Origin of the sequence: Porphyromonas endodontalis (assembly GCF_052173515.1) — a bacterium.
GTDB classification, from domain to species: domain Bacteria; phylum Bacteroidota; class Bacteroidia; order Bacteroidales; family Porphyromonadaceae; genus Porphyromonas; species Porphyromonas endodontalis_A.
Map to the genome: position 1 here is coordinate 50,848 of NZ_JBQMYL010000013.1, position 14,663 is coordinate 65,510.

General features: G+C 50.5%; 10 protein-coding genes. 4 read left to right on the forward strand and 6 right to left on the reverse strand.

What is annotated here, in order from left to right; all coding sequences use genetic code 11:
• The 3 genes from ACTTHR_RS07115 to ACTTHR_RS07125 all read right to left on the reverse strand — a co-directional run bounded on the left by ACTTHR_RS07115 (nt 1) and on the right by ACTTHR_RS07125 (nt 3,435).
• The gene (locus ACTTHR_RS07115) at nt 1-1,242 is read right to left on the reverse strand and encodes an OmpA family protein (protein WP_442605672.1); all 1,242 of its coding nucleotides are present in this window, start codon (nt 1,240-1,242) and stop codon (nt 1-3) included.
• Between the two features lie 8 nt (nt 1,243-1,250).
• Nucleotides 1,251-1,547: a hypothetical protein gene (locus tag ACTTHR_RS07120; RefSeq protein ID WP_442605673.1), complete on the reverse strand. Its 297-nt coding sequence runs from the start codon at nt 1,545-1,547 to the stop codon at nt 1,251-1,253.
• A 172-nt stretch (nt 1,548-1,719) separates the two neighbouring features.
• Complete coding sequence (locus ACTTHR_RS07125) at nt 1,720-3,435, reverse strand: helix-turn-helix domain-containing protein (protein WP_442605674.1); 1,716 nt, start codon at nt 3,433-3,435, stop codon at nt 1,720-1,722.
• A gap of 264 nt (nt 3,436-3,699) precedes the next feature.
• Here ACTTHR_RS07125 and ACTTHR_RS07130 point away from each other — a divergent pair, with 264 nt between their 5' ends.
• Entirely contained in the window at nt 3,700-4,416 is a 717-nt protein-coding gene (locus ACTTHR_RS07130; RefSeq protein WP_442605675.1) for a DUF4476 domain-containing protein, read from the forward strand.
• A 366-nt stretch (nt 4,417-4,782) separates the two neighbouring features.
• Here the strand turns inward: ACTTHR_RS07130 and ppdK are convergent, their stop codons facing one another.
• The 3 genes from ppdK to ACTTHR_RS07145 all read right to left on the reverse strand — a co-directional run bounded on the left by ppdK (nt 4,783) and on the right by ACTTHR_RS07145 (nt 12,032).
• Complete coding sequence (gene ppdK, locus ACTTHR_RS07135) at nt 4,783-7,509, reverse strand: pyruvate, phosphate dikinase (RefSeq protein ID WP_315561191.1); 2,727 nt, start codon at nt 7,507-7,509, stop codon at nt 4,783-4,785.
• Between the two features lie 61 nt (nt 7,510-7,570).
• Entirely contained in the window at nt 7,571-9,970 is a 2,400-nt protein-coding gene (locus ACTTHR_RS07140) for a transglycosylase domain-containing protein (protein ID WP_442605676.1), read from the reverse strand.
• 40 nt (nt 9,971-10,010) lie between these two features.
• Nucleotides 10,011-12,032, reverse strand: coding sequence for a fructose-1,6-bisphosphatase (locus ACTTHR_RS07145; RefSeq protein ID WP_442605680.1), 2,022 nt, complete (start codon nt 12,030-12,032; stop codon nt 10,011-10,013).
• Between the two features lie 385 nt (nt 12,033-12,417).
• Here ACTTHR_RS07145 and ACTTHR_RS07150 point away from each other — a divergent pair, with 385 nt between their 5' ends.
• From ACTTHR_RS07150 to ACTTHR_RS07160, 3 genes are all read left to right on the forward strand, one after another.
• Nucleotides 12,418-12,933: an N-acetyltransferase gene (locus ACTTHR_RS07150; protein WP_442605677.1), complete on the forward strand. Its 516-nt coding sequence runs from the start codon at nt 12,418-12,420 to the stop codon at nt 12,931-12,933.
• Nucleotides 12,934-13,033: 100 nt separating this feature from the next.
• On the forward strand, nt 13,034-13,933 hold the full coding sequence (locus tag ACTTHR_RS07155; RefSeq protein ID WP_442605678.1) for a GIN domain-containing protein: 900 nt from the start codon (nt 13,034-13,036) through the stop codon (nt 13,931-13,933).
• Nucleotides 13,934-13,961: 28 nt separating this feature from the next.
• Complete coding sequence (locus ACTTHR_RS07160; protein WP_314813778.1) at nt 13,962-14,432, forward strand: PaaI family thioesterase; 471 nt, start codon at nt 13,962-13,964, stop codon at nt 14,430-14,432.
• Nucleotides 14,433-14,663 lie beyond the last annotated feature (231 nt).

Sequence of the window (14,663 nt, forward strand, 5' to 3'; positions counted from 1 at the left end):
TTAATCCTCCTTTGCTGTTTCCGAACGGCGCGCTTTGGCAGCCTCCTTTTCGTTGAAGTCTCGGCCTCTGCCCACGGCCTTGATACGGGCGGCGCTGATACCTCGGGTGGTCAGCCATGTTTTGAGGGCTTTGGCACGCTTCTGAGACAGCCGTAGGTTGACGGCGTCGCTGCCCACCGTGTCGCACCAACCTATTATGATGATATTCAGCTTCGGATTCTCTTGTAGTAAGCGGAGTGTCTGTTGCATTTTCACCTCCTCTTCGCTCGAGATCGTTGCACTGTTGAAGGCGAAGTAGACGGTGGGGAAGTCGATGGCTGCCGCACTCTCTACGGGGGCGATACTTACTTCGGGAGAGGAGGGAGCCGTTGTCGTTGATTGATCCATCGGTTCGGCCTTCTCTGTTGCTTCCGGTTCGCTGTCCACTTTCCGTGCCGGTTGTTCGTAGAGCGCGTCCCCCTCGGGCATGCCGGGCTCGATGGGCTTCAATGCCTCCGTTCTCTTCCTTTGCTTACCAAAAGCATACGTGAGCTTCAGACCGCCTTCGCAGAGCCGGTTGGTTTTGTAGCTCTGCTCGGGGATGCGGTCGAAGCGTTTGCCAAGAAGCTGCGTGAAGTCGCCGTAGATGCCGAGCTCGCAATGTTCGGACACCCGATATCCGATTTGTGCCTCGCCACCCCATCCGGCATGCCACTGGGGCTTGAGACTCATAACGGTCTCGTCGTTGGCAATCGCCACGAAACGAGCCTTCGTACGCACAAGCGAGACAAGGGGGGAGACCTCCATGCGCCAGCGGCAATTGCCGGAATGGAAGAATCCCAACAAGTTGATATTGCCCTGTAGACTAAAACTCTGGGCGTTGATGCGACTTTTGAGGTCGTTGTAGTTCCAACCCTCGAAGTCGATGACGGGGGCATGGTAGCGCACGAGGTCTCTGCCCAGCCAGTAGTTAGCGTCGACATCGCCCTTGCGGACGCCGAGCGTGACTTCTCCCCACTTCAATACGCCCTCGAGAGAGAGTACAGAATTAAATCGGTAACCGCCGAAAAGGCCTGCACTCCACCCGGCTCGAAACTTATCGGCAGCGGCCGAAACAAATGTAGACGACCCTGCCGACACTCCTCCGCGAAGTCCGGTGTACCACCCTAGATCCGTGGTGCGCCCCTCCGGAGCCTCCTGTGCATGGGTGGGGAGAATTGCTCCTCCAAGCAGCACAGCTAGCACAATTTTTTTATAATTCATCTTCTGACTTAATTTAGAATATTCGCTTCTCGATAATTAGATATAGACAAAAGTTTGTCGCAACGTCGCTTGGTCTCCTTCCGATGGCTTCGTATGAATCTCCTAATTGTCTGTGGTGAGAGATCCTCAAGCAGATGTTTGTGTGCTAGAGCATCGAAAGGGGTGGAAAAGGAGCGGAGATAGGAAAAGGTTGTTCCTCGCCTAGAAAGCTCAAGGAACGTCTTATCCATTTCGGTAGAGAACCCAATGGTTATTTCGCTCTCGCTATCCTCCGTTATGTACACCCAATACATTCCCGTCTTCATTCTTTTTTTCGTTTTGATGACGATGCAAAACTAAAAAAGAGGGATTCGGGGGATGTGTCATATTTGAAAAAAAAGTGTTTCATATTTGGAAACGGCTTTAAATCAGATAAATACAGAGGGGGAGGGAGAGCCGTATTGGCTCTTTCCCCTCCCCCTTCTCTCTCTCTCTGAGTTACTTCCCTATCTTCTTTTCTTTGGAAATGGTCTTATATTCCGAGGGAGACATGCCATAGTAGGCTCGGAAGCAACGGTTGAAAGTGGAGCGAGAATTGAAGCCCGACTGGTATTCCACCTCATTGATGTTTAGCTTCGGATTTTCGGTCAGTAAGGAGGCGGCACGGCGCAGACGGTAGCTGTTGATAAACTCATTGATGGTGGCACCGTCGGCATATTTGTGCACAGCATCGGCAAGGTAAACGGAGTTTGTGCAGAGTCGTTCGGCCAAAATATCTCGGTTCAGGGTTGTGTCTTTGTAGAGCTCTTCGGCCTGCATCAGTTCGCACAGTTGGCGGTAGAGCTTGCTTTTGTGGTCGAGTTGTTCTTCGGAAGTGGTTCTCGCCTCCTCCTCCGCTTTGTCTTGCGTACGTTGCGATTGTAGGATAGAGTCGTACAAAGCTCGGTTCTTACGGCGCAGTCTGCGCGTCTGTATAATGTATAGGACAAGAGCAAGCAACAGCAATATCCCGATAAAGAGAGAGAGGTAGAAACGTGTGGTGACGACTTCGTTGCGTAGCGTGAGCTCATCCACTTCGAAGATGGTATGCAGCTCGTCGAGCTGATTGGCAAGTTCCGTGGTGCGCATCCTATCCTTGTGGGGGAGGATCTCGTGGTAGAGTTCGGCAGCCTCTTTATACCGCCCGGCTTTCAGGAGGAAATCTGCCTGCTGGGTCTGTACGGAGAGTAGACTCACGGAGTCACCCGAGGCGGCGATAATCTCTATATTCTTATGGTTGCAGGCTATTGCTTTGTCATATTGTTTCATCGCCGCATAGTAGCGTGCCTGCACTTGCAGGAGCTTAAACTGCGCAACAGCTTTGCGTCCCTCGGCATATATCTCTGCTTGCTTCAGCAGTTCACCGGCCTTTGTATAATTTGCTGTCTCTATCTCGGCAACGGCGGCAGCCAGCGTGCAGTAGAGGTAACGCCCATTTAGCGACTGGGTATACCCCTTGCGTAGTGATTCCTCCCGATATTTGTCGAGGACGGATTTCCATTCCTCGACTATTCTTCGCAATCTGTCGTACTCTCCCAATTCGTCGAGGATTTCGCTTAAAGCATTGTACGCAGAGAGCAGCTGCGAGATGTCTTCTTCCTTAGAGAGAGCGGCAATGCTTTCCGTTAAGGATTTTTCCGCCTCACGAAAGCGTCCCATCGTTTGGTAGATGCAACCCATATCGTATGAGGAAATGCCCAGTCCGTAGTTGCTATTCGTAGCGTGCGCATCGGCATACATCTTCTGTGCCTCGAGCAAAGCGGTCTGTAGTTTTTCCTCATAAATATACCTCTCTACCAAGACGCTCCACGCATTGTAGTAATAGTCCCAGGTCTTATTTTCCTTCATAGACTTGAGCGACGCCGGCAGATAGAAGAGGATGCTGTCCAGATTGTCGTAATTGTAGTAGCAATAGAGCTGTCTTACACGTGCCATCCCTTCGGCTTCCGCGTCCTTTTGTTTCAGAGCCTCCGCAAGAAATTCGCGGATGCAGCGCAACTCATACTGCATATCGTCTTGGGTGGCCGCTAACTGGCAAAGGTTGCTGTGTGCTTGCAAAAGCTCTTTCCCTCGGAGGCGGTTCATCTCCCGACGTATGGAGTTGGCAGGACTAATGGCGTATACACTCCCTATCGAAAGGATAAGGCTGAACAAGATGGATACAATTCTTTTCATCAGTACTTAATGTGAGCTTGACGAAGCGTAGCTATTTGTAAATCTAGCAACTGGTCAAGATTGTTATATCTTTACAATGTCGGAACCCTAAAAATTACAGATGATAATCGCCATGATTACCAAGTACAAAATTACGAAAAATATCTGCCATTACCACCATCAACGCCAATTATGTAGAGGAGACTGTGCGCTGCGGAGGGGAGAACGGTTTTTGGGGAGAATGTTTTACCTTTGGGGGGAGTATAAATATAAATAGGAAGCCTTATGAAACGCTACACTCTACTCCTTTCCCTACTCCTTACATTCGCTTTGGCAACAACGCTTTCTGCACAAAGTCTCGCGGGTATCTCTATCGAAGCAAGGAGCGTCCCCATCATTGTGTATATAGATAATACACGGGTTTGCAACCCTACCTATAGTTGCTATGTGGCTCTGCCTCGGGGCAACTATCGGGTAAGAGTAGAGGTGCCTCTGGAGCAAGTGCATGCGCGGAAGCGCGTTATATATGACCGCAATTTTTACTTCTCGGGTTATGGTACAGAGTATATTGATGCCGAGAGGTATCTTTCTTTGGATTACGGGCGCCCAGGTGATAGAGACGATTATGGTCGCCCCCGTAGAGATTACTCATCTGTAACGAACTCCAAAGGATTCCGATTGCGCCCTCTCCCCCAGCAGACCTACAAGGCGTTGCTAGAGGAGCTGGAGGACTGCTCCTTTAAGTCGGATGTGGAAAAGGTGATGGCGCTCTATCCCGCCGATGCCGGAGTGACGGCTCAGCAATTCAAAGCCCTGTGCTCCGTTCCCAGTTTTGATAGCTCTAAGTTGGTGGTCGCTCGTGTCTTAGCTAGTCAGGTGCTTGACATAGAGAATTGTACCAAGTTGGGCGATGTGTTCTCGTTCTCATCTTCCGAGAACGAAGTGCGAGACCTACTGCGCAAAGAGCTCGACTTCCGCTACGGCTATAACAAAGGCTGGTAACCCATAACCGCCCTTGAAGAAAAACTTCCTAAGGGCTTGACAAAAGGGCTGACTTCTCCACGCGAGAAGCCAGCCCTTCTATTATCCTAATCCGATAACTCCTTATCGCACAGCCATAGTCCCAAACAAACTATCCTTATTAGTGTGAGGTGGGGTGGAGTCGAATGCGTATGGGTGTGAGGAGGGCTCGTCTTCGTCTCCCGATAACGTGTAAGTTCGGGTGATTTGTCCGAGGGGGGCGGCTGGTTTCTCCTGCCTTACAGGCTACGTTTCCAAGTTTTTCTCACTGGTAAAATAAAAAGGGATACCCAAAAGATTTTCATCTCTCAGGTATCCCTTTATTGGGATTGTATCTAGTTCGCTAGATTACTTGCGCTCTTCGATAGCAGCTTGTGCAGCAGCTACACGTGCTATGGGCACACGGAAGGGGGAGCAAGATACGTAGTTAAGACCTACACGATGGCAGAACTTAACGGACGAGGGTTCACCACCATGCTCGCCGCAGATACCCACTTTGAGTTCGGGACGGATGGCACGACCACGCTCTGTTGCCATGCTGATGAGTTGTCCCACACCCTTCTGGTCGAGTACTTGGAAGGGATCGACCTTTAGGATCTTTTGCTCGAGGTAGTGAGGCAAGAAGCTGGCGATATCGTCGCGAGAGTACCCGAAGGTCATCTGCGTAAGGTCGTTAGTACCAAACGAGAAGAACTCAGCGGACGAGGCGATACGGTCGGCAGTGAGAGCCGCACGAGGGATCTCTATCATCGTACCTACCTTAAAGTCAAGGCGTACACCCTCTTCTTCAAATACCTTTTCTGCTGTAGCACGGATTACTTCCTCTTGTTGCTTGAACTCGTAGAGGATACCAACGAGAGGTACCATGATCTCGGGATGAGTTTCAATACCCTCCTTTTGGAGTTGGCAGCAAGCCCCGAGGATGGCACGCGTTTGCATGCGAGTAATTTCGGGGAAGGTATTACCGAGACGGCAACCACGGTGCCCGAGCATTGGGTTTTGCTCGTTGAGCTTTTCGATGCGAGCTGTGAGCGTAGCGAGATCGATGCCCATAGCTTCTGCCATCTCCTCTTGTTGTTTTACATCGTGGGGAACAAACTCATGGAGAGGGGGGTCGAGAAGACGTACTGTTACGGGCAAGCCTTGCATTACTTTGAAGATCTCATAGAAGTCTTTGCGCTGGTAAGGCAAGATCTTTTCGAGTGCTTTTACACGACCCTCTTCGTTTTCGGAGAGGATCATCTCACGCATGGCTTTGATCTTTTCTGCTTCGAAGAACATGTGCTCTGTACGGCAGAGACCGATACCTACAGCACCAAAGCTACGAGCCGTTGCAGCGTCGCGAGGCGTGTCTGCATTGGTGCGAACTTGGAGGCGTGCGTGCTTATCGGCGAGCGTCATCAAGGTGCGGAAGTCGTCGTCCATTTCGGCAGCAACTGTAGCTACTTCGCCGAGGAATACTTCCCCCGTAGTACCATTGATAGAGATCTTATCGCCTTCGTGGAGAACGGTCTTACCGATGGTAAGCGTGCGCTCTACCATGTTCACCATCATTTCGCCGGCACCGGTGATACAGCATTTACCCATACCACGAGCCACTACGGCAGCGTGAGAGGTCATGCCCCCACGTGTGGTGAGGATACCCTGAGAGGCTGTCATACCTTCGAGGTCTTCGGGAGAAGTCTCTTGGCGTACGATGATTACTTTCTTGCCTTCTGCGTTCCAAGCGGCAGCGTCGTCGGCAAAGAATACAATTTGCCCCGTTGCAGCACCGGGAGATGCAGGAAGACCCTTCGTTAGAAGTTGGGCTTTCTTTAGCGCTTCCTTGTCGAATACGGGGTGGAGTAGCTCATCGAGTTTGTTGGGTTCGATGCGCATGATGGCTTGCTCTTCTGTGATCTTACCTTCGCGGAGTAGGTCACAAGCGATCTTAACCATTGCGCTACCGGTGCGCTTACCATTACGTGTTTGGAGGAGCCAGAGTTTGCCTTCTTGTACGGTAAACTCCATATCCTGCATATCGGAGTAGTGGTCTTCTAGCTTTTGTTGGATGGCGTTGAGCTCGGCATAAATCTCGGGCATGCATTCCTCCATAGAGGGGTACTTAGCGGCACGATCTGCTTCGCTAATGCCTCCGCGTTCTGCCCAACGTTGTGAGCCGATCTTGGTGATCTGCTGAGGAGTGCGGATACCTGCTACCACGTCTTCTCCTTGTGCATTGATAAGGTACTCTCCGTTGAAGAGGTTTTCGCCGTTACCGGCATCGCGAGAGAAGCATACCCCCGTAGCTGAGGTATTGCCCATGTTCCCGAATACCATAGCTTGTACGGTTACAGCGGTTCCCCACTCTGCAGGGATTCCCTCCATCTTGCGGTAGAGGATAGCGCGCTCGTTCATCCATGAGTTGAATACCGCCATAACGGCACCCCATAGTTGCTCATAGGGATCTGCAGGGAAGTCCTTACCGGTACGCTCGTATACTGCTTTTTTGAAGCGAACTACGAGGTCTTTGAGGTTTTCTACCGAGAGTTCGTTGTCGAGTTTTACTCCGGCTTCTTCTTTTACCTGCTCAATAATGGCTTCGAAAGGATCCTGTTCGGTCTTTTCGGCAGGCTTCATGCCAAGTACCACGTCACCGTACATTTGTACGAAACGGCGGTAAGAGTCCCAAGCGAAACGTTCGTTGCCGGTTTTTTTGCTGAGGCCGGCTACTACTTCGTCATTGAGACCAAGGTTGAGGATGGTGTCCATCATCCCGGGCATGGATGCACGAGCTCCGGAACGAACCGAGACGAGCAACGGGTTTGAGGGATCACCAAAGTTATGACTCATAAGGGTTTCGATACCCTTGATTGCAGACTTTACTTCGTCATTGAGGAGGTTGCGTACCTCTTCTCCACCAATTGAGTAGTATTCGCTACATACGTCAGTGGTAATTGTAAAACCTGGAGGAACAGGTACCCCGATTAGGTTCATCTCTGCGAGGTTGGCACCTTTACCACCAAGCAGATTCCTCATGTCAGCACGTCCTTCGGCCTTACCATCACCAAAGGAATAAACTCGTTTTTTTTCCATCTGTGCTTCTTTGTTAGTTTAGCGTATTCTTATAATCTATTGTCTTCTTAATTCATTGGGGTCAGTTGGAGGGCGTAGATGTTCCTTCACGCGCACCACCTTGGGATGCGGTATTGCCGGCACCTTCGGTATCGGTATCGCCTCCTTCGCCATCCCACCAGCCGGCTTCTCCTTCGTTGCCACCACCGGAGGAGCCGCAAGGATTGTAGCCTTGGGGGATGTTGAATTTCTTATCACGGGAGTAGCCTAGAGCTCTATCGCTGTAGACTTTCTTGATGAATTTGGCAAAGATGGGAAGTGCAGCGGCTGCCCCCTGTCCTATGGACGTGGAGTTGAAGTGGATGGAGCGGTCTTCGCCACCTACCCAGCACCCGGCCACAATCTCGGGAGAGAAGCCCATAAACCAGCTATCGCTATTGTTTTGCGTTGTCCCTGTCTTACCACCGAGCGGAAGCTCCAAACCATAGCGGCTTCTTAGGCGCCCCCCGGTACCTCCATTCACTACAGCTTGCAGCATATCCAGCATCTTTAGTGAGGTCTCTTCGTTGAGTACCTCGGTCATGCGGGGGGTAAAACTTTCTATTGTGTTGCCAAATTGGTCTTCGATGCGGGTAACGTAGAGTGGACTCACACGTATCCCTTGAGAGACAAATGTGGTATAGGCACTTACCATCTCGGCAAGACAAACGTCGGGAGTACCTGCGGCTAGCGACACTACTGGGTCGATATGTCCTGTAATGCCGTACGATTTGAGTAGGCGTACAAAGGTAACGGGCGAGGTTTGCCCCATAAGATAGGCCGTAACCCAGTTGGAGGAGTTTTGCAACCCCCAACGGATTGTGACCATCTCTCCTTGGCGGCGCGCTCCTCCGCTTCGGGGAGTCCACGCACGTCCGCTGCCATCGTACAGAGTTACGGGGTTGTGGAGCACCATATCACAGGGGGACATCCCTTCTGACATCAAGAGCGAGTAGAGGAAAGGTTTGATGGTTGAGCCCACCTGTCTGCGCCCCTGATTGACCATATCGTACTTGAAGGTGCGGAAGTCAATCCCGCCCACGTAGGCAAGTACATGCCCATTAGAGGGGTTCATTGCCATGAAGGCGGAACGCAACAGCCCCTTATAGTAGAGGATGGAGTCGCGGGGAGACATTGTCTTATCAATCATGCCATCCCAAGACCATACCTGCATTTTTCTTTTCTGATCGAAGGCTGCGAGTATTTCTTTGTCGCTGGCTCCCTCTTGCTTCATTTGGTACCAACGATCCGATTGCTTCATGGCGCGTAGGATCATCGCTTCCCTGTCGGCTGCAGAAACTCGCGAAGAATACGGAGCAGATTTAGAGCCCTTTTTCTCTTGTGCAAAGGCAGGTTGTAAGAAGCCGCCCAGATGCTCGCGTATAGCGTCTTCGGCATAGCGTTGCATGCGGCTATCTATTGTGCAATAGATTTTCAGTCCATCCGCGTAGAGATCGTAGCTCTTGCCGTTGGCTTTTTGGGTCTTTTCGCACCAACCGTAGAGGGGGTCATTTTCCCAAGCGGTGCTGTCGGCAACGTATTGCCCTATGGACCATTCGTTATAATTGCTCTTATCCGGCTTTTTGGCCGTGAGTATTAAGCGGATAAACTCTCGGAAGTAGGGAGCGAGACCCTCGTTGTGCTGCGTTTTGTGGAAGCGCGTTACAAGGGGGAGGGCAGCCACCGAATCTGCTTCGGCTTCTGTGAGAAATCCTGCTTTTGCCATCTGTCTGAGCACCACATTACGACGCTCTAATGCCCAATCCTTGTCGTTGTGTAGGATGGGGTTGTAGACCGCCGGGTTTTTGCACATTCCCACCAGCATGGCACTCTCTTGCAGGTTCAGTTCGCTAGGCTTCTTGCTAAAATAGGTCTCTGCTGCCGAGCGGATACCCACCGCATTGTAGAGGAAATCGAACTGGTTGAGATACATGCAGATAATCTCCTCTTTGGTGTAGTAACGCTCCAGTTTGATCGCGATAACCCATTCGATAGGCTTTTGTAGAAGCCGCTCGATTACGTTGTCTGCTTTGGGGGAGTAGAGCTGTTTGGCAAGCTGCTGCGTGATGGTACTACCACCTCCGCCACCTTTTTTCCTTAGTATCCCGCGCTTAACAATGGCCCGGAGCAAGCCTCTGGCATCGATCCCGGAGTGGTCTTCGAAGCGAATATCTTCTACCGCTATCAAGGCTCGCACGAGGTCGGGCGATAGTTCTTGGTACGAAGAATATATGCGGTTATTACCGCTACGGGCATAAGACCCTAGAGTAACACCATCTGCCGAGATTAGCTGCGATGCATATTTATCTATGGGGTTCTGTAATTGCTCTACAGGGGGCATATAGCCGATGATGCCAAACCATATCAGTAGGAATAGCAGCACGACAAAAGCCCAAAAAGAGCCGAATACAATCCATAAGATCTTTCTTATTTTTCGACGCATCAATAAGAAGTGCTAGTTTGTACTCTGTGTGTTATTTATTTTACTTGGACTCACGTTCCTTGATAAGCCCTAATTGGTAAGCCTCAAGGAGTTGCTTGAGATTGTTGACCTGCTCACGTAGCACCTTGCCCATATCTGTATCTGCTACAAGTATTCGGTGCGAAGTTGGCTCCGTTACTACAGTAACACTTCTAATGTCGTCAAGGTTCTCAATGGCTTCACGTTTGCTGCTAAATGGCTCATGCTGTACAAGCTGCAAACCTCTCGAATTGAAGGTGAGGGTGTATCCTGCAATACCTGTACTCGACTGGTAGGCGCGGCTGAATCCTCCATCGATTACCAAGAGCTTTCCGCCTGCCATAAGGGGCTTTTCTCCCTTAACGGCCTTAACGGGTACGTGTCCATTGATTACGTGACAATCAGGCCCTTCTATGCCAAAGTCTGCGAGAATGCGTGTGATAGCTTGAGCATCATCGCGGTACTTATAGTAGTAGCCTTTGTGCTCTTTGTGGGTGTCTTTATCCTTGATGAAGTAGCGTTCGAAGGTGGTCATGGCACTCTTATCGAAGAGGGGAGAGTCGGATCCACACCACAGGTACCACATATAGTCCACCGATTTTTGTTTGCGGTCACTGCCCTCGGGGGCTTGGTAGGCATCGCGCACTACTGTGTCAATTTTTTCCAGCAGGGCTTTCCCCTTGTAGGTGCCACTGCCCACGTGTACCTCTTTGAGCATACCCTCTTTGTCGAGAGGCATAGAGGCGTGGTAGAGTAGATTGCCATTGCATACGAGGTACATGCTCCCGATTTTGTAGAGGGTACGGATATGCTCGTGTAGCTTGATGCTGTGAGCAAAAGAGAGTCTCAATTGCTCTACTACAGAGGCCTCTTCGGGGGTTAGTTCGAAGGGGTTTTCGTGGTTCACCGTGGGGAAGTTCATATCCAGCATTGGGTGATGACCATAACCTCCGTTGGGTGCTGTATGGGTAAGATCGAGCGTCCCTTCTTCCCAGTTGATCTTATCAAAGAGGTCGCGATCCGCCATTTTATATTCCGGATGCGCTGCGATTAGAGCGTGCTCCAGTTTAAACTGAATTACGGCAATAGCCTTGTGCATTTGGCTGATGAGGTAGACGCTCTTCTCGTCGTAGCTTGCGTCGGAGTCTCCCATCTTGGGTTTGAAGCAGTCGCAGGGGTCGTCCGCATAAGTGTCCATGGCAAAGCGAGCCAAGGGGAGGAGGTTGATGTTGTAACCATCCTCAATAGTGTCGAGGTTGGCATACCGTAGGGCAATGCGGATCACATTGGCCATACAAGCCAGGTTGCCGGCCGCTGCTCCCATCCAAAGCATGTCGTGATTCCCCCATTGCACGTCCACATTGTGGTAGTGCATTACGGTATCCATGATATGCTGTGCGCCGGGGCCTCTATCAAATATATCCCCTACAAGGTGGAGTCTGTCGATGGCAAGACGCTTGATTGTGGTAGAGATAGCTATGATAAAGTCGTCGGCACAATTTGTTGCTATGATGGTGTCGAAGATACTCGCGATATAGGCACTCTTGTTGGGGTTAATCCCATCTTCGTGCAATAGCTCTTGTATGATGTAGCTATACTTTTGCGGGAGGGACTTACGTACCTTGGAGCGGGTGTATTTCTCTCCCATCTTACGGCACACTTTCACGAGGCGTATCAAGGTAAGGCGGTACCACTCATCGAGGTTGGGTAGCTCCTTCTTGCTAAGCTCGAGTTTCTCCGCAGGATAGTATATAAGGGTCGCCAATTCTGCCATTTCGCGCTCCTGCAGTTGGTGACCAAATAGTTCGCGTACTTTACGTAGGATGCTCCCCGAGGCATTCTTGAGCACATGGTTGAATGCTTCGTATTCTCCGTGTACGTCGGCGAGGAAATGCTCTGTACCTTTGGGTAGATTGAGAATGGCTTCGAGGTTGATAATTTCGGTGGAAGCCTCGGCTGATGTCGGGAAACTATTGGACAAAAGCTGAAGGTAGCGAAGATCCTTGCGGATGGCTTCTACTTGTTCGTTGGGCTCTCTTGTCATAATGGATACGCAAAGATTAGTTTTCATTATCGCGGAGACAAAGGTACTCTTTTTGTGGGGAGTGGCAATGCTGGCTGGGCTGCGTGGTCGCTTCGCCCTCGCTCAATAAACGGCTCCTTTCTTGCTTTACTCCCAAAGCATTACGCCTTTTATCCCCCTTCAGATCCCTATAACTGAAACGTCTTGCCTAGTGATGCCTAGGAGAAATGCCCGTGAAACACGCAAAAAACGCTGCCCTATTCTTTTTCGGATTTAGGGCAGCAACAAAATGTTTCCCGGCTAGAATCATAGGGGGATATTGGGTGATATTTTTCTGAAAACCAGCTGCATTTCTGCCGATAATTAGCCTACCTTTGTGTGGATTATTGGCTGATCATTTATTAGGATGTCTTTTGCCGTACGTCATTCGCTAGAGGAGGATCTCCCCCGGATGCTTGCCATCTATGAGCGCGCTCGTGCCTATATGGCATCGTTGGGTAATCCCCATCAGTGGGGCGACTCGGGTTATCCGTCCGTCTCTTTGCTGCGAGAGGACATAGCTCGGGGCATTAGTTATGTGGTTACGGATCACGAGGATGAGGTGGTGGCTACCTTTGTGTTTGTAGAGGGAGAAGACCCTACCTATAGTATAATAGAGGGGGCGTGGCTCGATGAACAGCCCTATGGGGTGATACATCGTTTGGCCTCTTCGGGGCGAGAGAAGGGAATCGCTCGTTTTGTTTTCGATTGGTGCTCGCAACGCTCTCGCAATCTGCGCGTGGATACACATGCGCAAAATCTTGTGATGCAGCACCTCTTTCTCTCTTTAGGGTTTGTGCCGTGTGGTACTATTTTTCTGCCTGACGGCTCCCCTCGTTTTGCCTATCAAAGGGTAATCCCGAAGCCATTAAAAGAGGGATAATCCGCCTCTAAAGGGGGCGAGCGAGGACACTATTCGCCCAAAAAGAACTACTTTTGGATAGTAAACGAACGTGCCTTGAGGCACTCTAGAACGATAGATTATGGATTCACTAGACTCGAAAAGAGACTCCCTTGGGGGGCATATGGCAAAGAAAAAGACTCCTACTATCTGGACGGCAGTTGGGGTAGGACTTGCAACTTTGGGCGGAGGCCTTTTGGGCTGGATGCACCGCAGACGTCAGGTCGCTCTTGAAAAACGGACGATTGACCTGTCGGCTCCCATTCAAGCTCTTGAGGTTGGTTCAGGCTTTGATGTAGAGTTGAGTTTTGGTTTAGGTGAGGAGCTCGTGATGGAGGGAGTGCCTGCAACTCTTGACGAAGTTAATTATACGATCCATGAGGGATTGCTTCGGGTTTATCTGTCTCCCGATGGCTTGTCTCCCGAGCTCCCACGGCGTGTTACATTGTATCTTTCTCTTCGTTCCCTTCCCTCTATTACGCTTTTGAGTGATAGTTCGCTCACGGCTCAAGGCGTGAATGAAGTGGATCATTTTACACTCGTGCAGCATTCTTCTCGCCTCAAAGGCTTGCAGGTGGAGGGTGAAATAGCCTCTGTTCGTCTCTCCGGTGAATTTAAGAGTGCAGGGCATTTCCGCTCAAAATCTCTTTCGGTTCAAACGGTGGGGAATGGCAAGCTAAAGTATGATGCTCTCACCTCAGAGACAAATCTCTCTATGGCGGGCTCCGGCTTGGCTTATCTCTCGGGGTTGGCAGATCGTGTGGATTGCTCTCTTTCGGGGCGCACTAAGGTGCATGCCGAGAAATTTGTTACCGAGAGTATTAAAGTGCTACTAAGCCATGATGCTCAGGCAGAGTGGAAGGTAAATCAGGTCTATTCGGTCTCACTTTCCGAGCGGTCGCACCTAATCCTCAGAGGGGAGGAGGCTAAACCTTCGGAGGTTGCCGTTACCCAGCAGGCAAAATTTATTCGTTGTAAATAATCGTACACCTATTATATATAGTACTATAATGACGCAATCATTATCGATCCAAGAGTATTATGCCCCCGAGTTTAGCCATTGCTGGGGGTGTGGGCAGGCGCATCCCTCGGGCTTGCATCTGCGTAGTTATATGGCTCCCGATGGCGCTTCTGCTACTTGTACTACCACGCCTCCGGATATTTATACGGGGGGAGTGCCCTCTAATCTATATGGCGGGTTTATTGCCATGCTTTTCGATTGTCATGGTACGGCCTCGGCGGCAGGTTTTTATTTGGCAGCGCACCACATTCCCCTGAATCATGAGACCTTGGAGCGATTTGTTACGGCGCACTTGGAAGTGGATTATCTACGCCCAACTCCGATGAATTGCGCTCTGAAGGTGCTTGCTCGTCCTCTAGAAGTGACGGATCGCAAGGCTGTTTTAGAGATGGAGCTATGGGCGGGAGAAGTAAAAACTGCAACCTCCAAAATGGTCGCTGTGCGCTTCGTGAAGAAGTAAAACCCCTCAAAAATGGCTCTGCATCCACGTTGTTGCAAGAAAAAATCTTTTGTAAGTTGCTGATTGGTAGTGATGCAACAATTATTAACTCGTGAGGGTGGGAAATAAATTTGGCTGGAATAGAATAAAAGCGTTACCTTTGCAAACGCAAACGAGGAAAGGGGGCGAGCGAGTCCCCGCGAAACAGGCCTTGGTTGCGATGAGGATGAAAGAGATTTTCCCTCGAGGTGT